This window comes from Gordonia namibiensis NBRC 108229 (assembly GCF_000298235.1).
Classification (GTDB): Bacteria; Actinomycetota; Actinomycetes; order Mycobacteriales; family Mycobacteriaceae; genus Gordonia; species Gordonia namibiensis.
In genome coordinates this window covers 21,241-42,860 of the sequence record NZ_BAHE01000044.1, presented here as the reverse complement: position 1 = coordinate 42,860, position 21,620 = coordinate 21,241, and the positions used below count along the sequence as shown (strand labels likewise).

Sequence of the window (21,620 nt, the reverse complement as noted above, 5' to 3'; positions counted from 1 at the left end):
CTCCACACGGGTCAATCGAAGACGCCGACCCCGACACGGTTGCTGCTGCGGCCGAACGTGACGACCGCACCTCCGCCCAACTCAATCACGACGCGTTCAACGCCCTGCTCAAAGCTGTCTTCGAGGACGGACTCCTGGGTAAGAGTCACCGCGGGTTGCCGACCCAACTGATCATCAAAGCCGACCTCAACGACCTCCGACGCGAAGCCGGGTTCGCCACCACCGCCACCGGCACGCTGATCCCCATCCCCGAGCTCATCGACATGGCCGCCGATGCGCAGCCCTGGTTGGCGGTGTTCAAAGACGCCACCGCGGTCCCGCTGTACTTCGGACGCGGCAAACGCCTGGCCACCCGCGAACAACGACTGGTGTCCTTCGCACGACCCGACGGCGAAAGCTGCTCCACCCCTGGCTGCGACCTCGCCGCCGCACACGTCGAGATGCATCACGCCCAACTGGATTGGGCCGATGGTGGACTCACCGACATCACCGACCTCGCTCCGGCGTGTCCGAAACACAACCGCATGGTCAGCAACCAACCCGGCGGCTACACCACACGCATGGTGCGCGAAGGCCCCGACGAGGGCCGCTGCGCCTGGCGACTCAACGCCGAACCCGGCGCACCACCGAATCCTGAACGCATCAACCGGCGACCCGACATACCCCGCCGATTCGCCGAACACCTCCAACAAGTGCGCAACGAAATTTACGGACCCCAACCGGAGTCCGGCGATACCCCACGCCTACACCTGCGCGAGGTCATCGACCTACGCAACGCCTCCGACGCCGAAGCCACCCTCGCCTCGATCCTCCTCGCCGCGGCGTACCCGCGTGCGTGAGGAGTGTCGAGCACTGGTCACCAGCCCTTCGTGGCTCGTCGCTACGCTCCTCACACCTCAGGGAGCGGGGAGTGCACGTCGCTAACGCTCCTCACACCTCGGGAGCAGAGGCGACGCCCTCACCATGACGCCCCGCGCCGCCGGCGAAGCGGGTGGCTCCCGCGACGGTGTCGGACGCGAGCGACACCATGCCGTGCCGTAACTCGTTGCTCATCGCGGCGTCGAGGTCCTGGCCGTGTTGCTCGAGAACAGACATCCGGTCCTGGCGTAGGCACGTTTGCGGGAACTGCGCGATCTGAGTCGCGAGTTCGACGGCGGCGTCGAGCGCGGTCCCCGATGGCACAACGCGATTCGCGAGTCCTATCTGCAACGCCTCGTCGGCCGCGACCGCACGACCGGTGAGGATCAGGTCCATCGCACGACTCTCCCCGATCAACCGCGGAAGCCGCACCGTCCCACCGTCGATCAGCGGGACGCCCCACCGCCGGCAGAAGACGCCGAACACGGCATCCTCCTCGACGACGCGCACGTCCGCCCACAGGGCGAGTTCGAGTCCACCGGCGACGGCGTGACCGGAGATCGCCGCGATCACCGGCTTGGACAACCGCATCCGGGTCGGGCCCATCGGGCCGTCACCGTCGGCCTCCACCCGGTTCGGGGTTCCGTCGGCGATGGCCTTGAGATCGGCTCCCGCGCAGAACGTCCCACCCTCGCCGTAGAGCACGGCCACCGATACGGACTCGTCGGCGTCGAACCGACGGAACGCATCGGCCAAGGCGTCGGCGGTCGCACGGTCGACGGCGTTGCGGCGGTCGGGACGATCGATCCCGATGATCCGGACCGGCCCCTGCGACCGTTCGATCACTTTCGACACGCCCATCGCCCCCGGTCAGTCGTCGAACACCTACGTGTTGAAGTACTTGGCTTCCGGATGGTGCAGCACGAACGCATCCGTGGACTGCTCGGGATGGAGCTGCAACTCCTCCGACAGCCGGACACCGATCCGCTCCGGCTCGAGCAACTCGATCATCTTCGCGCGGTCCTCGAGATCCGGGCAGGCACCGTAACCGAAGGAGAAACGCGCACCGCGGTATTCGAGGTCGAAGAAGCCCTGAGCGTGCTCGGGATCCTCGCTGTCCATCGACCGGTCACCGAACTTCAGCTCGCTGCGCACACGCTGATGCCAGTACTCGGCGAGCGCCTCGGTCAGCTGCACACCGATGCCGTGCACCTCGAGGTAGTCGCGGTAGGCATCCTCGGCGAACAGCTTGTTCGCGAAGTCGGCGATCGGCTGTCCCATCGTGACGAGCTGGAACGGCAGGACGTCGACCCGGCCGGCGGCCTTCGCGGCCTCGCGCGACTGGATGAAGTCGGCGATGCACAAGAACCTCGACCGCTGCTGGCGCGGGAACGAGAAGCTGAACCGAACCGGCGCATCAGGATCGGGCTCGGTGAGCACGTGGACGGTGTCACCCTCGCTGACCGCCGGGTAGTAGCCGTACACCACCGCGGCGTGCTGCAGGATGTTCTCGGTCGCGAGCCGGTCGATCCAGTAACGCAGACGCGGCCGGCCCTCGGACTCCACGAGCTCCTCATACGACGGGCCGTCGCCACCGCGGGCGCCGCGCAGGCCCCACTGGCCGAGGAACAGCGCACGCTCGTCGAGCAGCTGCAGGTAATCGGCGATCGGCACACCCTTGACGATGCGCGAACCCCAGAACGGCGGGGTCGGGATCTCGTTGTCGGCGGTCACGTCCGAGCGCGCCGGCACCTCGACGGGCTCCTCGGCGGCCTTGCGCTTCGCGGCGATGCGCTTGGACCGCTCGTGGCGTGCCTTGCGCTCGGCCGTCTTGGCCGCCTCGGCCTTGGCCTCGTCGCTGTCCGGGTCGGGTCCGCCGCCGCGCTTGCGCGCCATGATGTCGTCCATCAGCCGCAGGCCCTCGAAAGCGTCACGCGCATAGTGCACGTCGCCCTCGTAGACCTCCGACAGGTCGTTCTCGACGTACGAACGCGTCAGCGCCGCGCCGCCGAGCAGGACCGGGTACTCCTCGGCGAGACCACGCGTGTTGATCTCCTCGAGGTTCTCCTTCATGACGACGGTCGACTTCACGAGCAGACCGGACATGCCGATGACGTCGGCCTTCTTGTCCGCGGCGACATCGAGGATGGTCGTGATCGGCTGCTTGATGCCGATGTTGACGACCTCGTAGCCGTTGTTGGACAGGATGATGTCGACGAGGTTCTTGCCGATGTCGTGGACGTCGCCCTTGACGGTCGCCAGCACGATACGGCCCTTGCCGTCCTCGCCGGTCGCCTCCATGTGCGGTTCGAGGTGCGCCACAGCGGCTTTCATGACCTCGGCGGACTGCAACACGAATGGAAGCTGCATCTGACCCGAGCCGAAGAGCTCGCCGACGGTCTTCATCCCCGACAGCAGCGTGTCGTTGATGATCGACAGCGGCGGGACCTGGGTCATCGCCTCGTCGAGATCGTCGGTCAGGCCGTTGCGCTCACCGTCGACGATGCGTCGTTCCAGCCGTTCGAAGAGCGGCAGCTTGGCCAGTTCCTGGGCGCGTGACTCGCGAGCCGAGGCGGCGGAGACGCCCTCGAACAGCTCCATCAGCTTCTGCAGCGGGTCGTAACCCTCGCTCCGGCGGTCGTAGACCAGATCCAGCGCGACCTGACGATGCTCCTCCGGGATGCGCGCCATCGGCAGGATCTTCGAGGCGTGCACGATCGCGGTGTCGAGGCCGGCCTGCACGCACTCGTGCAGGAACACCGAGTTCAACACCTGCCGCGCGGCCGGGTTCAGGCCGAACGAGATGTTCGAGATACCGAGCGTGAAGTGCACATCGGGATGCGACTCGTGCAGCCGGCGGATGGCCTCGATCGTCTCGATGCCGTCGCGGCGGACCTCCTCCTGACCCGTCGAGATCGGGAAGGTCAGGGCATCGATGATGATGTCCTCTTCGGCGAGGCCCCAGTTGCCGGTGATGTCGTCGATCAGACGCTCGGCGACCCGGACCTTCCAGTCCGCGGTACGCGCCTGCCCCTCCTCGTCGATGGTCAGGGCGACAACGGCCGCACCGTGTTCGACGACGAGACGCATGATCTTGTTGAACCGCGAGTCCGGCCCGTCGCCGTCCTCGTAGTTCACCGAGTTGACCGCGCACCGACCGCCGAGCGCCTCGAGACCCGCGCGGATGACCTCCGGCTCGGTCGAGTCGAGCATGATCGGCAGCGTCGACGACGTCGCGAAGCGGCTCGCGAGAGCGGTCATGTCCGCGGCGCCGTCCCGACCGACGTAGTCGACGTTCAGGTCGAGCATGTGCGCGCCGTCGCGCGTCTGGTCCTTGGCGATGTCGAGGCACTTCTGGTAGTCCTCGGCGATCATCGCCTCACGGAATGCCTTGGACCCGTTGGTGTTGGTGCGCTCACCGATGACCAGGAAGCTCGCATCCTGATCGAAGGGCACCGCGGTGTAGAGCGACGACGTCTCCGACTCGTGCTGGGGCGCGCGCGTCGCGGGGGTGACCTGCGCGACCGCCTCGGCGACCTGGCGGATGTGCTCCGGCGTGGTGCCGCAGCAACCGCCGACGAAGGAGAGCCCGAACTCGCCGACGAACTGGGCCATCGACTCGGCCAGTTCCTCCGGCGTCAGCGGGTACTCGGCACCCTTCGCGCCGAGGACGGGCAGACCGGCGTTCGGCATGACCGACACCGGGATGCGCGCATGCTTCGACAGATAGCGCAGGTGCTCGCTCATCTCCGCCGGACCGGTGGCGCAGTTCAGGCCGATCAGGTCGACGCCCAACGGCTCGATCGCCGCCAGCGCGGCACCGATCTCCGAACCGAGCAGCATCGTGCCGGTCGTCTCGACCGTGACGTGGCTGATGATCGGGATACGTCGGCCCACCTGGTCCATGGCGCGCTGCGCCGCGATCACCGCGGCCTTCACCTGCAGCAGGTCCTGCGACGTCTCGACGAGCACCGCGTCGGCGCCGCCCTCGAGCATGCCGATGACGCATTCCTGATAGGCGTCGCGGATCGCGGCGAACGTCGTGTGTCCGAGGCTCGGGAGCTTGGTGCCCGGGCCCATCGAGCCGAGGACATACCGGTCGGTGCCGTCGGCGGACGGACCCATCTCGTCGGCCACGCCGCGTGCGATCGCGGTGCCCTTGTAGGCCAGCTCACGGATGCGGTCGGCGATGTCGTAGTCGCCGAGGTTCGACAGGTTGCAGCCGAAGGTGTTGGTCTCCACGGCGTCGGCGCCGGCCTCGAAGTAGGCGCGGTGGATGCCCTCGAGGACGTCGGGGCGGGTGTCGTTGAGGATCTCGTTGCAGCCCTCGAGCTGGTTGAAGTCGTCGAGGGTCAGGTCCGCGGCCTGGAGCATCGTGCCCATCGCCCCGTCGCCGATCAGGACGCGCCGCGACATCGACGACATGAAGGTCGTGTCGAAGTCGCTCGGTCGATGGCCGGAGTTTTCGAAGGACATGGTTGACAGCGTAGTTCGCCCTCTCTGCGTGTTCGGTCGTAGGCTGGTTCGGTGAACGCTGAGCAGATGTCGAACCTCCCCCAGCTGCGCAGACCCATTCTGCTCGCGGCCTTCGAGGGATGGAACGACGCCGGGGACGCCGCCAGCAGCGCCGTCGAGCATCTCGCCCTCGAATGGGACGCTCGTCCGCTCGCCGACATCGACTCTGATGAATACTACGACTTCCAGGTCAACCGCCCCACTGTCAAGCAGGTGGACGGCGTGACCCGGCGCATCGAGTGGCCGACGACGTCGATCTCATACTGCAGCCCGCGCGGTGCCGACCGCGACATCGTGCTGGTCCGGGGCATCGAACCGAACATGCGGTGGCGTGCGTTCTGCGCCGAGATCGTCGAACTCGCCCAGGAGCTCGAGGTCGAGACCACCGTCATGCTGGGCGCGCTGCTCGCCGACACCCCGCACACCCGCCCGGTGCCGGTCACCGGGACGGCCTACAGCAGTGAGTCGGCGGCCCGGTACAACCTGACCGAGAGCCGCTACGAGGGCCCCACGGGCATCACCGGCGTGCTGCAGGACCTCTTCGTGCAGGCGGGCCTGCCCGCGGTGTCCTTCTGGGCCGCCGTGCCGCATTACGTGTCGACCCCGCCCAACCCGAAGGCCACCGTCGCGCTGCTGACGCGCGTCGAGGAGGTCCTCGACATCGAGGTCCCGCTCGGCACCCTGCCCGAGCAGGCCGAGGAGTGGGAGCGCGCGGTCACCGAGATGACCGAGGACGACGAGGAGATCGCCGACTACGTCCGTGGCCTCGAAGAGCGTGGCGACGCCGAGATGGATGCCGACGAGATGATGGCGAAGATCGACGGCGACGCACTCGCCGCCGAGTTCGAGCGGTATCTGAAGCGTCGCGGCCAGGGGCCGTTCGGCGGGTGAGCAGCCACCGATCGACGTTGGCGCGACGTGCCGGCGCCGGGATCGCGGCGAGTGTCGCCGCGGTGGGGGCCGGTACGGCGGCGTACGCCGCGCGCAATCTCACCTACGACACCCGCGAGGCTGCCCGGCTCGCGTCAAGCGGGATGCGCCCGCGGGCGGTCACGACCCCCGACGGTGCCGTCATCACCTACGGCGAGGGACCCCGACACGGCCCTCCCCTGCTGCTGATCCCCGGCCAGCAGGTCTCGTGGACGGATTACGCAGCGGTGCTGGGCACACTCACCCGCGACTGGCAGGTCTTCGCCGTCGACGCCTTCGGACACGGGGGTTCGGCCAAGGAGCCGTCGCTGTACCCGGCCCTGCCGCAGACCGAGGCCCTCGCCTGGTTTGTCGAGAACGTCGTCGGCGCCCCCGTCGTCGTGGCGGGACATTCCTCCGGCGGGCTCCTGGCCGTGCGGCTGGCCGCCGACTTCGGAGACCGCGTGCGCGCCGTGCTCATCGAGGACGCACCGTTCTTCGGCACCGAACCCGACCGCGTGCACGCGACCTACGCCTGGCTCGACACGTTCCGGAACATCCACCGCCATCTCGAAGCCGGCGCATCGGCGGACGCGGACAGCTGGACCCGGTACTGGGTCCGGCACAGCCACCTGCGGACGATGTTCGGCGACCGCGCGTGGGAGTCCCTGGTCCGGGGTCCGCTGGAGCGCCGCCTCGACCGGGATCCGCACGTGATCCCGAAACTGTGGTGGCTGCCGCCGACCCTCAACCGCGCGATCGCACTCACGGCCTGTCTGCAGGACGGAACCGGCGACTACGACCTGCGCTACGGGGAGATGTTCTACGACGGCTCGTGGCTCGCCGGATATGAGCAGGCCGAGACCCTCAGCCGGGTCCTCGTACCCACGACGCTGTTGCACACGACGGCCCATGAGCAGGACGGCGTCCTGCTGGGCGCGATGACCTCCGACGACGCGGTCCGGGCGCACACGCTCATGCCGGACTGCCTGCTGATCGACCGCATACCGTCGGGACACGACATCCACCGGCAGCGGCCGCCGCTGTATGTCGACGCCCTGAACGCGCTACGGGATCGGATTCGCGCCCCGCTCAGCCGATCTTCTCGATAGACACGACCGGCGTGGTGATCCGCCACGTGCGGACGTCGGGATCGTCGGCGGCCCGTACCCAGAACTGCGCGGACTCGCCGAGCCGGCAGGACTTGACCCCGAGCAGCGGGATGTCCTCGGAATCACGGCGCAGCCGGCTGACGGTCCAGTCCTCGCTGTCGGTGCCGCCGACGCCGGGGGCACGCAGCAGCGTCATCTCCCCGAAATCGAGCAGGTAGGTGGAGGTCCGGGTGACCACGGTGAACACCCCGGAGTCGGTGTCTGGTCTGATCTCTTGCACGCGCGCCACGAGAGCACTGTACCCAGAGCGGTCACTCACTGTTCGCCCCGCACAACCCGGAGGGATCAGTTCTGCCGGGTCGCCGGGATGCCGAGCAGCGCGTCGACCGCGGCCGCGAGTGCCGCCGGGGCCTCCGCCGACGAACCGATGCCGCTGCGCACGTCCGCGCACCAGGCGTCCACTGCGGCAAGTGCTTTCGGGGTGTCGAGATCATCGGCGAGATGCTGGCGGACGCGCGCGATGACATCCGCGGCGTCGGGGCCGGTGGGTGCGGCGAAGGCGGTGCGCCACCGGTCGAGACGTTCGACGGCGGTGTCGAGCACCGTCTGGGTCCACATGCGGTCACCGCGATAGTGGTCGGCGAGCAGGGCCAGACGGATCGCGGCCGGGTCGACGCCCTCGCGACGCAGCACCGACACGAACACCAGATTGCCGCGGCTCTTCGACATCTTCTCGCCATCGAGGCCGACCATGCCGGTGTGCACGTAGTGGCGGGCGAAGCGGCGCGAATCCGTGAGTGCCTCGCCGTGGGCCGCCGAGAACTCGTGGTGCGGGAAGATCAGGTCGTTGCCGCCGCCCTGGATGTCGAACTCGATGCCGAGCCGGTTCAGCGCGATGGCCGAGCACTCGATGTGCCAGCCCGGACGTCCGGGACCGAAGGGCGAGTCCCACGACGGCTCGCCTTCCCGCTTCGCACGCCACAGCAGGGCGTCGAGGGGGTCACGCTTGCCTGCACGGTCGGGGTCGCCCCCGCGCTCGGCGAAGAACCGGGCCATGGTCTCGCGGTCGTAGCCGGATTCGTAGCCGAACTGCTCGGTGGCGTCGGTCCGGAAGTAGACGTCGGGGTACTCGGCGTCGTCGACGGTGTAGGCGGCACCCGAGGCGAGCAGCTTCTCCACGACCTCGATGACCTCGCCGATCGATTCGACGGCACCGATGTAGTCGCGCGGCGGCAGCACGCGCAGGGCGGTCATGTCGTCGCGGAAGAGCTGGGTCTCGCGCGCACCGAGGTCGCGCCAGTCGACGCCGTCGCGGTCGGCACGCTCGAACAGCGGGTCGTCGACGTCGGTCACGTTCTGCACGTAGTGGACGTCGTGTCCCTGGTCCCGCAGGACGCGGTTGACCTGATCGAAGGTCAGATACGTGGCGGCGTGGCCGAGGTGCGTCGCGTCGTACGGGGTGATCCCGCAGACGTACATGGTGGCGGTCTGTCCGGGGGTCACCGGACGGACCGCACGGTCGGCGGTGTCATAGAGGCGAAGGGCAGGTCCCTCGCCGGGTACCTCCGGAAGTTCCACATCGGGCCACGACTGCATGGCGTCCACTGTATTGCCCACGGACCGCGAGGTGTTCACGGCCCGGTCGGAGCGGCGTCGTCCGGCGACGCGGATCACAGTGGGGCGTCAGAAGGGGGGCCACGGGATGGGCCGGTGGCCCGGCGGGAGCGGCATGGTCTCGCTCTCGGCGACCACGATCGCCCGGACCGTGAGTGCGTCGACCTCGTCGGCGGTGATGTGACGCAACAGCTCGTCCCGCAACGCACACCCGTCGGTCTCCAACTTCTCGGCCAGTTCGGCGACGTCGGCGACCAGGTGCCCGGGTACCTGCTCTCCCGCCCAACCCCACAGGACGGTGCGGAGCTTGTCCTCGGAGTGCAGGCAGATGCCGTGGTCGATGCCGTAGACCCCGCCGTCGAGGCCCTCGAGCACGTGGCCGCCCTTCCGGTCAGCGTTGTTCAGGACGACGTCGAGCACCGAGAGTCGCTGGAGTCGTGGGTCGTCGGCGTGGACGAGCACGACGGGTTCGCCGTACGGGTCGTAGGCCTGCAGGACGGCGAAGAAGCCGGTCGGCACCCGGTCGACCGGGCACAGGTCGACGAGGTCGACGCGGGGCTGGTGCTCGACGGGCGGGTGTTCGGTGTTGTCGGGCGTCTCGATCCAGCGCTGGACCATCCCCGGGCCGACCGGGCCGTCGCGGTGGATCGTCGTCGGGATGGCACCCCAGCCGAGGGCCTCCGAGATCAGGTACGACGCGACCTCGCGGCCGGCCAGCGTGCCGTCCGGGAAGTCCCACAGCGGTACCTCGCCGCGGACCGGCTTGTACACGCAGCGGACCGTCTGTTCGTCGAGCACGGCGTCGCACACGAGGGTGGCGTTGCTCGCCGACGGGATCCGACCGAGGATCGTCAGCTCGCCGTCGCGGAGGATCTCGAGCGTCGACACCTCAGTCGGCACCGGGTCCGAGGGCTCGGGTTGCGGGCTCGCGGCCTCCGACGTCAACGACCGTGCCCCTGTCTCACGCCTGGGAGGGTCCGGACGTGCCCGGATCCTCGTCGTCGGGTCCTTCCGGGTCGTCGTCGTCCTCGTCGACGAGGAAGCTCGGATCGGTCTGCGCCGCAAGGCTGTTGAAGACCTCGGGGTCGATGAAGTCGATCGACTTGCTCAACTCCGCATCGCGCTTGTACCCGTTGGTGCGCACGCACAGGTGACCTTCGGGGTCGAGCGGTTCGTTGCACAGCGGGCACGGCTGCCGGCCGGCGGAGATGACCTTCGACGAGCGGGCGGCGAATTCCCGTGCGGCCGCGGTGGTCAGGAACACCCGCACCGCATCGGGTCCCTCGTCGGTGTCGTCGAGCACGACACTCTCGTCGAACTCCCCCTCGGTGATGGCGAGGAGTTCCACAACGACGGCCTCGGACTCGGCGTCCCAGCCCAATCCCATGGTGCCGACCCGGAACTCGGCGTCGACGGGCATGACGAGCGGGCTCAGGTCGCCGACCCGATCGGTGGCCGGCGGGATCGGGGTCCCGAAGCGGCGATGGATCTCGTCGAGGAGCGCACCGATCCGGTCCGCGAGGATCTGGACCTGCTGCTTCTCGAGCATCACGCTGATGATGCGGGTCTCGTGGACGGCCTGGAGGTAGAACGTGCGGTCACCGGGTTGCCCGATCGTGCCGGCGACGAACCGGTCCGGGCTGCGGAACACGTGGATCGCTCGGGACATCACACCTCCTTGATTGTTGTGTTCATTATCCCGATGTCGCCGGGACCGTCGCAGTGGCACCGGTGTCCCCGCCCACGACCGCGTCGTCGGAGGCCTGCTGGTCGTCTCCGGCGGGCGGGCGCGGGGTCGGTATCGAGAGCTTCTGCGTGTTGTTGACGGTGTGCACATACGGGCGCGACGAGGCGTAGCGGATGACGCTGATCGACGCCGGCTCGACGACGATGCGCTGGAAGGCGTCGAGATGGCTGCCCATGGCGTCGGCGACGATCGACTTGATGACGTCGCCGTGCGAACACGCGACCCACACCCCGGAACCGTCCGGTCCGCCGTAGATGCGGTCGAGGTCGCGGACGGCGCGCACCGCCCGGGCCTGGACGTCGGCGAGCCCCTCGCCGTCGGGGAAGACCGCCGCCGAGGGCTGCTGCTGCACGACCTTCCACAGCGGCTCCTTGAGCAGCTCGGAGATCGATCGTCCGGTCCAGCCGCCATAGTCGACCTCGGCGAGATCGTCGACGACGACCTCGGGCGGGCGGTCGCCGTTGGTGCCGAGTGCGGCGAGCAACGGTGCGACGGTCTCCGCGCAGCGGTCGAGCGGCGATCGCACCACCGCCTTGATCTCGGCGAGGTGGTCGCCCAGGCGGCTTACGAGGTCGTCGGCCTGTTCGCGGCCCCGGTCGTCGAGGTGGACTCCGGGGCTACGACCGGCGAGCACACCCGAGGTGTTCGCCGTCGAACGGCCGTGCCGGAGAAGGATCACGGTCATGCCACAACCATAGGCATGAGCGCGGGCGACCCGCACACGACGAGGACCGTCGGGATCGTCAGGTCGCGGAGATGGCGCCGGTCGACAGCAGGATGATCAGTAGGACGCCGAGGATCACCCGGTAGGCGCCGAACCAGTTCATCGAGTGGTTGCTTACGAACTTCAGCAGCCAGGCGATGGCCGCATATCCGACGATGAAGGCGACGATCGTCGCGACCAGCAGCTGGGGCCCGGTGGCTTCCATGCCCTCGCCGCTCGGATTGAACGCGTCCGGGAGGCTGAACAGGCCGGAGGCCGTCACCGCCGGGATGGCCAGCAGGAACGAGAACCGGAAGGCGGCCTCGCGTTCGAGGCCGAGGAACAGGCCCGCACTGGCGGTCGCACCCGACCGGGAGACGCCGGGGACCAGCGCCAGGCACTGGGCGCCGCCCATCACCAGGCCGTCGCGCAGCGTCAGCTTCTCCAGCGGACGCTGCTTCTTGCCGTAGCGCTCGGCCAGCCAGAACACACCCGCGAAGACGATCAGCATGATCGCCACCAGCCACAGATTCCGGCCGGTCGTGCGGATCTGGTCCTTGAGTACGAAGCCGATGATGCCGATCGGGATGGTCGCGAAGATCACATACCAGCCGATGCGGTAGTCGAGGCTCCGCTCCTCGGCGTGGAACAGGCCACGGAACCAGGCCGCGATGATGCGAACGATGTCCTTGGCGAAGAACAGCAGCACGGCCGCCTCGGTGCCGAGCTGGGTGACCGCGGTGAACGACGCGCCGGCGTCCTCCCCGAACATGAGTTCCGAGGCGATGCGGAGATGCCCGGACGACGAGATCGGCAGGAACTCGGTGAGACCCTGCAGCGCCCCGAGGACGATCGACTGGGTCCAGCTCATGGTGTCGGTCACGGCGCCCGATGCTACGCGGAGCCCCGACCGCCGACCCGGCTCGGTGACACGCGTCGACCCGCCTGAGCGTCGCACGCGAGCGGTCACGCAAGATGGGTCCATGCACTCGTCTCGACGACCGCGCCCCCGTCACCAGCCCCCGAGAGGTCTCGCACGGTTGCGGCGGCCGGTTGCCGCGGCGGCTACTCTCGCCGTGGGTGTGGCGATGATCACGGCGTGCGGGGCCGACGACTCGGGCACCCCCGACGTCGCGACCGTCGCCCCGGCGACCGCGGTCGAGGCACCCGCGACCTCCGATCCGGCCGGCCTCACGGTCCCCGCCCCCACCGGCTCGCGGGCTCTCGCCTCCTCCGGCCGCACGGTCGCCGTCGTCTCGCCGGACGGCAGCCAACTGCTCCGCTTCGACGCCGCGACGATGGCCGCGCCGCCCACCCCCGTCCAGGTGCCGGGCCTGACCGCGCTCGCCCCGGACACCGACGGCGGCTACCTCGGCGTCGGACCGGGCTCGCTGGTCGTCGTCGACGCCGAGGGCCGCGCCCGTACCGCCGAACTCGACACCGATGAACCGACCGCGGTCGTGCGTGCCGCGTCCGGCCAGATCGTCGTGGGAACCGCCGACGGCCGGGTCCTGATCTACGACACCGAGTCCGAGAACGGGGAGTTCCAGAAGAAGCACGACCTGCGCGAGTTCGTCCGCGTGGACTCACTCACCGCCGCCCCGGCCTCCGCAGAGAACCTAAACGGCCAGGTCGTCGTCCTCGACCGCGCGCAGTCGTCGGTGACCCCGATCGACCCGGAGTCCGGCGAGCCCGGTCCCGCGCTGCGGGCCGGCAACGGCGCCACGAACTCGACGGTCGACCGTTTCGGGCGCATCCTGGTCGCGAACACCCGCGACGGCGAGATCCTCGGATTCTTCGGGTCGCCGCTGGTCATGCGATTCCGCTACCCGGTGGCCGACGGCCCATACGCCGTAGACTACGACGACACCCGCAACCTGCTCTGGGTGTCGACAACCGGGAACAACGAGGTGGTTGCGTATGACCTGGACGACGGTGAACCCACCGAGAAGCAGCGGTTCGCGTCTGTCGTCCAGCCCGACACCATCACCGTCGACGACGCGGGCACCGTCTACGTCCTGTCTGCGCGCGACGGCAAGCTCCAGGTCGTCCCGCCGCCCGGCACCCCTCTGGGCGTCACCGCGGTCGAGCCGGGTCGGTGATCGATGAACGCTGACCGAGGACCCCACACGCGGCATTCGCGGACCTTCGCCCGCGTGGGCGCCAAGTACCCAGCCGGCTGGGAGGTCACCTCGGAGGACGTCGAGTACATCCTGCTGAAACTGCCGCCGGACGTCACCCGGGTGACCGCTTCGATGCGCCTCGCGCTCGAGGCCGAGTTCGGCGGCTGGGAGCTGTCGCGGGTCCGCCTCTACTCCGACGGCACACGCAAGGTCCTGCTGAAGCGCAAACGTCCGCCCCGCGGGGCCCGCGCACTCGACGAGAACCGTTCCACCGACCACGATCCTCGGAGCGCCCAGGCATGCTGACCGCACGAACCGCCACGAAGGTGCTGATCGCACTCAACCGGCGGTGCTATCCCCTGCTGCTCAAACTGATGTTCCTGCTTCCGCCGGAACGCATCCATCACATCGTCTTCGTGCTGCTGCGTGCGGTGAGCCGGTTCTCGGTGATCTCGTTCCCGGTGGCGAAACTGCTGGCCCACCACGATCCGGTCCTACGCAGCCGGGTGTTCGGTGTGGATTTCCCGGTGCCCATCGGTCTGGCGGCCGGTTTCGACAAGACCGCCGGAGCCGTGAACGCCTGGGGGCAGATCGGTTTCGGTTTCGCCGAGATCGGCACCATCACCGGCCAGGGGCAACCCGGCAACCCGCAGCCGCGCCTGTTCCGCCTGCCCGCCGACCGCGCCCTCATCAACCGGATGGGCTTCAACAACCCGGGCGCGCACGTCGCCGCCGAGCACCTCAAAGAGGTCCGGCGCGGTCCGGTGTCCGCACCGATCGGCGCCAACATCGGCAAGACCAAGGTGGTCCCGCTCGACGAGGCCATCGACGACTACCGGCTCTCGGCAGGCCTTCTCGGGCCCCTCGCCGACTTCGTCGTCGTCAACGTGAGCTCACCCAACACCCCGGGCCTGCGTGACCTACAGGCCGTCGACTCGCTGCGGCCCATCCTCACCGCGGTGCAGGCCGAGGTCCACGTCCCGGTCCTGGTGAAAATCGCACCCGATCTCGTCGACGACGACATCGACGCTGTCGCCGACCTCGCCGTCGAGCTCGGACTGGCCGGGATCGTCGCCACCAACACCACCATCGGCCGCGAAGGCCTGCGCACCCCGGACGCCGAGGTGCGCGAGATCGGTGCGGGCGGACTGTCGGGTGCCCCGGTCGCCGACCGGTCGCTGGCCGTCCTCAGGCGCCTCTACAACCGCGTGGGCGGGAAGATCGCGATCGTGAGTGTCGGCGGCATCGAGACCGTCGATCAGGCCTGGGAACGCATCTGCGCCGGCGCCGATCTGCTGCAGGTCTACACCGGGTTCATCTACGGCGGACCGCTCTGGCTGTACGAGCTGCACGCCGGTCTCGCCGAGCGGGTGCGCGCCGGCGGCTTCGCGTCCATCTCCGACGCCGTCGGCTGCGCCGCCACCCACCAGCCCTAGCGAATCGCCCCGCGTCAGACGTTCTCGCCGGGTTGTTCGTAGGTGCCCACCAGGGTCGCGCGGGCGATCGCGTGGGAGAACAGGTTGAACCCGAGGTAGGCCGGGGTGGCCGCCTCGGGCAGGTTCAGCGACTCGGTGTCGACGGCGTGGACGACGACGAAGTAGCGGTGCGGTCCGTGTCCGGGCGGCGGCGCGGCCCCGATGTAGCGACGCAGCGAGGCGTCGTTGGTGAGGGTCACGGCACCGTCGGGCAGACCCGTGCCGTCCTCGTCACCGGCGCCCTCGGGGAGGCTCGTGACCGACACGGGGATGTCGGCGACTGCCCAGTGCCAGAAACCGGACGCGGTGGGTGCGTCGGGGTCGTAGACGGTGACCGCGAAAGACTTGGTCTCAGCGGGGAATCCGGACCAACTCAGCTGGGGTGAGAGGTCTTCTCCACCCGCGCCCATGATCCCGCTCACCTGACCGTTGGCCAGCGGCGAACCGTCGGTGAGGCTTTCCGAGGTCAGCGTGAAACCGGGCAGGCTCGGTAGCGGGGAGTACGGGTCGAAGGACGACATGTGTTCACCTTTCTGACGTTTCGCGCATCGGAACGATCTGGTTCTCACTCTATGTGAGGGTTCAGCTGTGGAGCAGGAAGTGTTCGAACACCTTGGTGCCGAACAGAACCGCGTCGACCGGGACGCGCTCGTCGACGCCGTGGAAGAGCGCCGCGAAGTCGAGGTCGGGCGGCAGCTGCAGCGGCGCGAAGCCGAAGCAACGGATGCCCAGCTTGGCGAACGCCTTGGCGTCGGTGCCCGCAGAGAGCATGTAGGGCACGGTCTTTCCGTGCTCGTCGTGCGCGAGGATGGCGTCGTTCATGGCGTCGACGAGGTGGCCGTCGAAACTCGTCTCGTACGAGTCGAGGTGGGTGATCCACTCGCGGGTCACATTGGGCCCGATGAGTTCGTCGATCTCCTTCTCGAACGCCTTCTGCCGTCCGGGCAGCACGCGGCAGTCGATGACGGCCTCGGCCTTCTGGGGGATGACGTTGGCCTTGTACCCGGCCTTGAGCATGGTCGGGTTGGCCGTGTCGCGCAGTGTCGCCCCGATGATGCGGGCGAGGTTGCCGAGCTTGAACAGCGAGGTCTCGAGATCTGGCGCCTCCGGGTTGAAATCCAGACCGGTCTCGGCGCTGACCTCGGCGAGGAACTGGCTCACCGAGTCGGTCATCACGAGCGGGAACGTGTGTCGGCCGATGCGCGCCACCGCCTCGGCGACCTCGGTGACGGCGTTGTCCGAGTGCAGGAACGACCCGTGGCCGGCCTGCGCGTCGGCGGTGAGGCGCATCCACCCGAGGCCCTTCTCCGCCGTCTCGACGAGGTACAGGCGCTTCTGGGTGCCGTCGGGCCGGTCGACGGTCAACGAGAAGCCGCCGACCTCGCCGACCGCCTCGGTGATCCCCTCGAACAGGTCGGGGCGGTGCTCGACGAGCCAGTGGGCGCCCCAGGCCCCGCCGGCCTCCTCATCGGCGAGAAACGCGAAGACGATCTCGCGCGGCGGGACCGTGCCGTCGCGCTTGAACTGGCGGGCGAGCGCGAGCGCCATCCCGGCCATGTCCTTCATGTCGACCGCGCCGCGTCCCCAGATGTAACCGTCCTTGACAGCACCGGAGAACGGGTGGACGCTCCAGTCCGCCGGTTCGGCGGGCACCACGTCGAGATGTGCGTGGATCAGCAGGGCACCGCGATCGGAATCGGGCGGTCCGGCGAGCCGTGCGAAGACGTTCCCGCGGCCCGGACGACCCGATTCGACGTATTGTGTGGTGTATCCCACTTCTTCGAGTTGCTGCGCCACCCATTTGGCGCACTCTTCCTCGCCTTTCGTGGTTTCCGGCTCCCCCGTGTTGGAGGTGTCGAACCGGATCAACCGGCTGACGAGATCGACTACTTCAGTGGTCGCAGACTGTGAAGACACCCCTCACTCCTACGGGATTTGGGATACACGGGCAACCTCGGTTAGTGTTATCCCGCTGCCGCGAGATGGCGAGGAGAAATCCCCGCCGGAGCAACGCAGCAGAGCAAGTCCGAGTGGCGGAATGGCAGACGCGCTAGCTTGAGGTGCTAGTGTCCTATTAACGGACGTGGGGGTTCAAGTCCCCCCTCGGACACCGCAGAACGACGAGAAGACCCCCGGCTCCGGCCGGGGGTTTTCTCGTCGTCGGAGCTCGATATCCCGGGCTCAGGTACCGGCAGTCTCCAGGAGTGATCCCCACCGCGAGTACGGCAGAGCGATGTTGTTCTCCACGAAGGCCTGAAGGATCGCGCGACGCAGCCGGCGCTGTACGGCCCACTGTCCGTTCGGCTTGGTCTTGACCGTCAGGCGCAGGACGATCTGCTCCGAGGACACCTCCTGCACGCCGAGCATCTCGATCGCTCCGAGAATGTCGGTGTCGTCGTCTTCGACGGCCCGACGTGCCGCCTCGGCGGCGACCTGCTGCGCCTTGTCGATGTCGGCACCCGGTGCGACCGGGGTGTCGACGCGGGCGACCGCGAACTCCTGGCTCATGTTGCCGACGCGGGCGATCTCGCCGTTGCGGACATACCAGAGGGTGCCGTCGATGTCGCGGAGCGTGGTGACCCGCAGTCCCACCGTCTCCACCTCGCCGATGGCCTCGCCGAGGTCGACGATGTCACCGACCCCGTACTGGTCCTCGAGCAGCATGAAGACACCGGTGACGAAGTCGCGCACCAGGTTCTGTGCACCGAAACCGATCGCCAGACCGACGATGCCTGCGGAGGCGATGAACGGCGCGATGTTCACCCCGAGAACGCTCAACACCGACAGCACCACCCATACGAGCAGCACGATCGACACCGTCGACTTCAGCACCGAACCGATCGTCGCCGCCCGCTGGGCGCGTCTGGCGGCGATCTGGGCGCTGCGCTCGGTGGTCACCGTCTTGGGCCGCAGACCGCGCATGAGGGTCGCTCCGCGCGACTTCTCGCCGTCTCGGGACCGCGGACGGGTCGCCCGGTCGATGGTGCGGTGAATGGCGAAACGCACGATGAGCGCGACCAGGATGTAGGCCACGATCCGGATCGGATTCTCGATGATCCATTCGCGATTCGTCTCGGTCCATTCGAAGGCCAGGTTCTGAATGGTCATGACCCCGACCGTACGGACGATGAGATCGTTGTCCAGTCGTGATCGCCCCGAGATCGGCGCGGCCTACGCCGAAAACCGTTGTCAGCCTGCGCGGAACGTGACGACGTTCTGATCGAGGATCATCCGGTCCTGCTGTGTGGACACGGTCACACCGGGCGCCATCTCGAGCGGGACGCCGGTGCTCTCCGAGGCGTCGAACGCCTCCGTGTCGTCCACCCGGCCGGTGATCATGAACAGGTCGGTGACACTCGGCACACCTTGGGACATCAGGAACGAGGGTCCGTTCATGACATGGACATGCAGGTGGGGTGCGACCGAGTTTCCGGTGTTGCCGACCTTGCCGATGACGTCGCCGCGTCGTACCCGATCCCCCGGCTTGAACCGCACCGAGCCGGGTTGCATGTGCGCATAGTTCACGAAGAATCCGTCGCCGATGTCGAGGACGAGATTGTTGCCGTCGGCGTCGGCGATCGGCAGATTCGCGGGGAACTCCCCCGGTACCTGCTCGGGCAGATGTTGCGACTGGCGACGACGGTTCCATCGGCGACGGCGAGCACGTCGTCGCCGTAGATCCGGTAGCTCGCCGGGTCCTTGGCGTCGCCGACGAAGATCTTCCCGTCGGGTCCGGCCTGCTCCCAGTCGACCGCGTACCGCTGGGCGACGACGGGGGTGCCGTCCAACGGCAGGATCGCGCGCGTGTGACGGACCGCGTCGCAGCAGGCGTCGGCGGCGATGTAGTCCTCGCCGATCAGCGGCGGACCGAGGACCGGGACGACGGCGTCGTTCACCTCGACCTCGGCGATCCGCTCGGTGGTCTCCCGCATCTGCGGCGGCGCCCCGTCGGCACGGACCGAGATCTCGTGGACGAGCTTCTTCGGGGCCTCACCCTCGAACTGCAGATGCAGGAACAGCACACCGTTCTGCCCCGGTGCGAGGACCTCGGAATAGCCCTCGGGCACATCGGGTCTCGGCGGGACGGAGGGCGCACCGGTGGGCTTGAGCCGTCCCGCGACCCCGGTCTGGTCGAGGCCGCTCAACTCGGGCGTGCCCGCAGCCCCGGCGTCGAGGGTCTTGACCCCGGTGATCGTGACCGGGGTGCGCATGAAGTTGGTCAGCGACACCTCGTAGACGAGATGATCGGAACCGTCCGACCCGGCGAACGGCGTCGGCGCGAACAACACGGACCCCACCACCGGGGTCAGGACCGGGTCGGGCGGTACCGGCACGGACGTACCACTCCCCTTGTCCTCGCCGCCGCACGCGGACAGCAGGAGCGCCGCGCACACGCCAAGGACCGCCAATGGACGTCGTGGTCTGTGCATCGCTTCCTCCGCGGCCGCGCCGACGGCGATCCGCCCGGCTCCCTGAGCGTCGAATTCTAGGGAGTCCCGGGGCGACACGCGGGCCCTCGCCGCACACCGGGCACAATTGTGTCGTGACCCAGCGCCTGTTCTTCGACTGCGACACCGGCATCGACGACTCGGTCGCGCTGCTCTACCTGCTGGCACGCGCCGACGTCGAGCTCGTCGGCATCGCCTCGACCGCCGGCAACGTCCCGGTCGACGTGGTCACCACCAACAACCTCGCCTGGCTCGAACTCTGCGGCCGTCCGGAGATCCCCGTGCACGTCGGGCCGGTCGCACCCCTCGTCGCCGAACTCATGACCACCGAGGACACGCACGGCCCGCTGGGCGTCGGCCACGCCGAGCTGCCCACGCCGACCATCACGCCGGACCACCTCGACGCCCCGGATGCGTGGATCGAGGCGTCACGAGCGCACGAGGGCGAACTGGTCGGGCTGGTGACCGGGCCGCTCACGTCGCTGGCGACCGCGATCCGCCGGGACCCGGGCCTTCCCTCCCGTCTCCGACGCCTGGTGATCATGGGTGGGGCCTTCCACACCCACGGCAACACGACGCCGACCTCGGAATGGAACGTCGCCGTCGACCCGGAGGCCGCGGCCGAGGTCTTCGCCGCATTCGGCACCGCCGGCGCACCGGAACCCATCGTGTGCGCGCTCGATCTCACCGAACAGGTCGTGCTCACCCCGGACCATGTGGTGCGTCTCGCCGCGGCATCGGGGAGTTCACCGCTGGAATGCCCCGACCCGGGCGACGAACGGGGCTTGCGCTCGGTCGCCGACAACGAGATCATCCGGCATCTCACCGACGCCCTGCGCTTCTACTTCGAGTTCCATCAAGACCACGACGAGGGCTACATCGCCCATCTCCACGACCCGTTCGCGGCGATGGTGGCCCTGAACCCGGATCTCGTCACGACCATCCCGGCACGGGTCGACGTCGAGCTCGTCGGCACGCTCACCCGCGGAATGACCGTCGCCGACGAACGCTGGATGTCGCCGCTGGGCCCCAACGCCCGGATCGCCACCGCCACCGACCTCGACGCCGTCTTCGACGACCTGATCGACACGATCGGCGCCTTCGCCCGCGCCTTCGCCCGGATCTGAGACGCGTGTCCACCTAGGGTTGAACCGTGACCCGACTCGGATACCAGATCGCCAACTTCACCTACCCGGACGTTCCCGCGGATCAGCTCTTCCCCACCGTCGTCGCGCAGGCGCAGGAAGCGGAGAACTCCGGATTCGACACGGTCTTCGCGATGGACCACTTCTATCAACTGCCGATGCTCGGCGAGCCGCACGACCCGATGTTCGAGTGCTACACGTTGCTGTCGGCCCTCGCCCAGCACACTTCGGCCGTGCGACTGTCGTCGCTCGTCACCGGCAACACCTACCGGAACCCCACCCTGCTCGCCAAGACGGTCACCGCACTGGACATCGTGTCCGGCGGCCGGGGCCAACTCGGGATCGGCGCGGGATGGTATGAGCTCGAACATGATTCGCTCGGCTTCGAGTTCGGCACCTTCACCGACCGGTTCGAGCGTCTCGAAGAGGCACTGCAGATCATCCGCGGCATGCTCGCGGGCGAGCGACCGAGCCTCGACGGCAAGCGCTACCAGGTGTCCGAGGCGCTGAACGTTCCTGCGCCGCTGTCGAGGATCCCGGTGATGATCGGCGGGGCCGGCGAACAGAAGACCCTGCGAATGGTCGCACAGTACGCCGACGAGTCGAACCTGTTGTGTCCGCCAAACCACATCCCACGCAAGCTCGACGTCCTCGCCGAACATTGCGACCGGCGCGGTCGGGAGCGCTCGGAGATCACCGTGAGCATCCAGACCTACGTCTGCATGGCGCCCACGCACGACGAGGCGGTTGCCGAGTACGAGGCATATGTCGAGCGAACCCCGGCAGCCGAGGTGCGGCGCCGTATGACGATCATCGGTGACCCCGACGAGGTCGCGGCGCGCTATGCAGACATGCTGGCGGCCGGTGTGGACGGTTTCACCGTCAACGCCGCGGCCAACGGCCATGTACCGGGGCGCGTCTCACTGCTCGGCGAGACACTCGCCCCGCTGCTCGGCTGAGCGGGGACGCCC

General features: G+C 68.5%; 21 protein-coding genes and 1 tRNA gene. 9 read left to right on the top strand and 13 right to left on the bottom strand.

Features of this window, described 5'->3' with window-relative positions; genetic code table 11:
• Positions 1-839, top strand: an 839-nt coding sequence (locus GONAM_RS18430; protein ID WP_006868270.1) for an HNH endonuclease signature motif containing protein, incomplete at its 5' end; no start/stop codon positions are given.
• Positions 840-930: 91 nt separating this feature from the next.
• On the opposite strand, the gene GONAM_RS18425 is transcribed toward GONAM_RS18430, so the two are convergent.
• Both GONAM_RS18425 and metH read right to left on the bottom strand, forming a co-directional pair.
• Positions 931-1,719 carry a crotonase/enoyl-CoA hydratase family protein gene (locus GONAM_RS18425; protein WP_006868269.1) on the bottom strand — a complete coding sequence of 263 codons (789 nt, stop codon included), beginning with the start codon at positions 1,717-1,719 and terminating at the stop codon, positions 931-933.
• Between the two features lie 24 nt (positions 1,720-1,743).
• Positions 1,744-5,334 carry a methionine synthase gene (gene metH / locus GONAM_RS18420; protein ID WP_040536905.1) on the bottom strand — a complete coding sequence of 1,197 codons (3,591 nt, stop codon included), beginning with the start codon at positions 5,332-5,334 and terminating at the stop codon, positions 1,744-1,746.
• Positions 5,335-5,385: 51 nt separating this feature from the next.
• Here metH and GONAM_RS18415 point away from each other — a divergent pair, with 51 nt between their 5' ends.
• Together GONAM_RS18415 and GONAM_RS18410 are read left to right on the top strand one after the other, a co-directional pair.
• Entirely contained in the window at positions 5,386-6,264 is an 879-nt protein-coding gene (locus GONAM_RS18415) for a PAC2 family protein (protein WP_006868267.1), read from the top strand.
• A complete protein-coding gene (locus GONAM_RS18410; RefSeq protein ID WP_040536903.1) occupies positions 6,261-7,394 on the top strand; it encodes an alpha/beta fold hydrolase in 1,134 nt (377 codons plus the stop codon). Before GONAM_RS18415 ends, GONAM_RS18410 begins: the two co-directional genes overlap by 4 nt.
• On the opposite strand, the gene GONAM_RS18405 is transcribed toward GONAM_RS18410, so the two are convergent.
• From GONAM_RS18405 to GONAM_RS18380, 6 genes are all read right to left on the bottom strand, one after another.
• Positions 7,375-7,683 (bottom strand): hypothetical protein, encoded by a 309-nt coding sequence (locus GONAM_RS18405; RefSeq protein ID WP_006360419.1) that lies wholly within the window; start codon positions 7,681-7,683, stop codon positions 7,375-7,377. The genes GONAM_RS18410 and GONAM_RS18405 overlap by 20 nt on opposite strands.
• Before the next feature lie 56 nt (positions 7,684-7,739).
• A complete protein-coding gene (mshC, locus tag GONAM_RS18400; RefSeq protein ID WP_040536907.1) occupies positions 7,740-8,990 on the bottom strand; it encodes a cysteine--1-D-myo-inosityl 2-amino-2-deoxy-alpha-D-glucopyranoside ligase in 1,251 nt (416 codons plus the stop codon).
• A gap of 87 nt (positions 8,991-9,077) precedes the next feature.
• Positions 9,078-9,908, bottom strand: a complete 831-nt coding sequence (locus tag GONAM_RS18395) for an SCO1664 family protein (protein ID WP_245548647.1) — start codon at positions 9,906-9,908, stop codon at positions 9,078-9,080.
• A gap of 61 nt (positions 9,909-9,969) precedes the next feature.
• Positions 9,970-10,677, bottom strand: coding sequence for a DUF3090 domain-containing protein (locus tag GONAM_RS18390; protein WP_006868263.1), 708 nt, complete (start codon positions 10,675-10,677; stop codon positions 9,970-9,972).
• A 25-nt stretch (positions 10,678-10,702) separates the two neighbouring features.
• Entirely contained in the window at positions 10,703-11,440 is a 738-nt protein-coding gene (locus GONAM_RS18385; protein WP_040536901.1) for an MSMEG_4193 family putative phosphomutase, read from the bottom strand.
• 58 nt (positions 11,441-11,498) lie between these two features.
• Positions 11,499-12,341: an undecaprenyl-diphosphate phosphatase gene (locus GONAM_RS18380; protein ID WP_006868261.1), complete on the bottom strand. Its 843-nt coding sequence runs from the start codon at positions 12,339-12,341 to the stop codon at positions 11,499-11,501.
• A 157-nt stretch (positions 12,342-12,498) separates the two neighbouring features.
• On the opposite strand from GONAM_RS18380, the gene GONAM_RS18375 reads away from it, so the two are divergent.
• From GONAM_RS18375 to GONAM_RS18365, 3 genes are read left to right on the top strand one after another with little or no spacing between them, the layout of a single operon-like run.
• Positions 12,499-13,560 carry a hypothetical protein gene (locus GONAM_RS18375; RefSeq protein WP_006868260.1) on the top strand — a complete coding sequence of 354 codons (1,062 nt, stop codon included), beginning with the start codon at positions 12,499-12,501 and terminating at the stop codon, positions 13,558-13,560.
• Between the two features lie 3 nt (positions 13,561-13,563).
• Complete coding sequence (locus GONAM_RS18370; RefSeq protein WP_006868259.1) at positions 13,564-13,887, top strand: DUF5703 family protein; 324 nt, start codon at positions 13,564-13,566, stop codon at positions 13,885-13,887.
• Positions 13,881-15,017, top strand: a complete 1,137-nt coding sequence (locus tag GONAM_RS18365; RefSeq protein ID WP_006868258.1) for a quinone-dependent dihydroorotate dehydrogenase — start codon at positions 13,881-13,883, stop codon at positions 15,015-15,017. Before GONAM_RS18370 ends, GONAM_RS18365 begins: the two co-directional genes overlap by 7 nt.
• 14 nt (positions 15,018-15,031) lie before the next feature.
• On the opposite strand, the gene GONAM_RS18360 is transcribed toward GONAM_RS18365, so the two are convergent.
• Both GONAM_RS18360 and GONAM_RS18355 read right to left on the bottom strand, forming a co-directional pair.
• Entirely contained in the window at positions 15,032-15,577 is a 546-nt protein-coding gene (locus tag GONAM_RS18360; protein WP_006868257.1) for a YbhB/YbcL family Raf kinase inhibitor-like protein, read from the bottom strand.
• 61 nt (positions 15,578-15,638) lie between these two features.
• Positions 15,639-16,973, bottom strand: a complete 1,335-nt coding sequence (locus GONAM_RS18355; RefSeq protein WP_006868256.1) for a M20/M25/M40 family metallo-hydrolase — start codon at positions 16,971-16,973, stop codon at positions 15,639-15,641.
• Positions 16,974-17,080: 107 nt separating this feature from the next.
• Between GONAM_RS18355 and GONAM_RS18350 the strand changes: the two genes are divergently transcribed.
• Positions 17,081-17,166: transfer RNA gene (locus tag GONAM_RS18350), tRNA-Leu, on the top strand.
• Between the two features lie 71 nt (positions 17,167-17,237).
• Here GONAM_RS18350 and GONAM_RS18345 read toward each other — a convergent pair.
• The 3 genes from GONAM_RS18345 to GONAM_RS18340 form a co-directional block, all read right to left on the bottom strand.
• Positions 17,238-18,164, bottom strand: coding sequence for a mechanosensitive ion channel family protein (locus GONAM_RS18345; RefSeq protein ID WP_006868255.1), 927 nt, complete (start codon positions 18,162-18,164; stop codon positions 17,238-17,240).
• An 81-nt stretch (positions 18,165-18,245) separates the two neighbouring features.
• Complete coding sequence (locus tag GONAM_RS23045) at positions 18,246-18,581, bottom strand: M23 family metallopeptidase (protein WP_006868254.1); 336 nt, start codon at positions 18,579-18,581, stop codon at positions 18,246-18,248.
• Positions 18,578-19,450 (bottom strand): hypothetical protein, encoded by an 873-nt coding sequence (locus GONAM_RS18340; RefSeq protein ID WP_006868253.1) that lies wholly within the window; start codon positions 19,448-19,450, stop codon positions 18,578-18,580. Before GONAM_RS18340 ends, GONAM_RS23045 begins: the two co-directional genes overlap by 4 nt.
• 149 nt (positions 19,451-19,599) lie before the next feature.
• Between GONAM_RS18340 and GONAM_RS18335 the strand changes: the two genes are divergently transcribed.
• Positions 19,600-20,631, top strand: coding sequence for a nucleoside hydrolase (locus GONAM_RS18335; RefSeq protein WP_006868252.1), 1,032 nt, complete (start codon positions 19,600-19,602; stop codon positions 20,629-20,631).
• Between the two features lie 26 nt (positions 20,632-20,657).
• Positions 20,658-21,608: an LLM class F420-dependent oxidoreductase gene (locus GONAM_RS18330; protein ID WP_006868251.1), complete on the top strand. Its 951-nt coding sequence runs from the start codon at positions 20,658-20,660 to the stop codon at positions 21,606-21,608.
• Positions 21,609-21,620: the final 12 nt, after the last annotated feature.

What these genes read in the sequence shown, in the direction of transcription:
- GONAM_RS18390 (WP_006868263.1), bottom strand. Translation starts at nt 10,677, where the DNA reads ATGTCCCGAGCGATCCACGTGTTCCGCAGCCCGGACCGGTTCGTCGCC.
- GONAM_RS18385 (WP_040536901.1), bottom strand. Translation starts at nt 11,440, where the DNA reads ATGACCGTGATCCTTCTCCGGCACGGCCGTTCGACGGCGAACACCTCG.
- GONAM_RS18365 (WP_006868258.1), top strand. Translation starts at nt 13,881, where the DNA reads ATGCTGACCGCACGAACCGCCACGAAGGTGCTGATCGCACTCAACCGG.
- GONAM_RS18360 (WP_006868257.1), bottom strand. Translation starts at nt 15,577, where the DNA reads ATGTCGTCCTTCGACCCGTACTCCCCGCTACCGAGCCTGCCCGGTTTC.
- mshC (WP_040536907.1), bottom strand. Translation starts at nt 8,990, where the DNA reads ATGCAGTCGTGGCCCGATGTGGAACTTCCGGAGGTACCCGGCGAGGGA.
- GONAM_RS18345 (WP_006868255.1), bottom strand. Translation starts at nt 18,164, where the DNA reads ATGACCATTCAGAACCTGGCCTTCGAATGGACCGAGACGAATCGCGAA.
- GONAM_RS18370 (WP_006868259.1), top strand. Translation starts at nt 13,564, where the DNA reads ATGAACGCTGACCGAGGACCCCACACGCGGCATTCGCGGACCTTCGCC.
- metH (WP_040536905.1), bottom strand. Translation starts at nt 5,334, where the DNA reads ATGTCCTTCGAAAACTCCGGCCATCGACCGAGCGACTTCGACACGACC.
- GONAM_RS18425 (WP_006868269.1), bottom strand. Translation starts at nt 1,719, where the DNA reads ATGGGCGTGTCGAAAGTGATCGAACGGTCGCAGGGGCCGGTCCGGATC.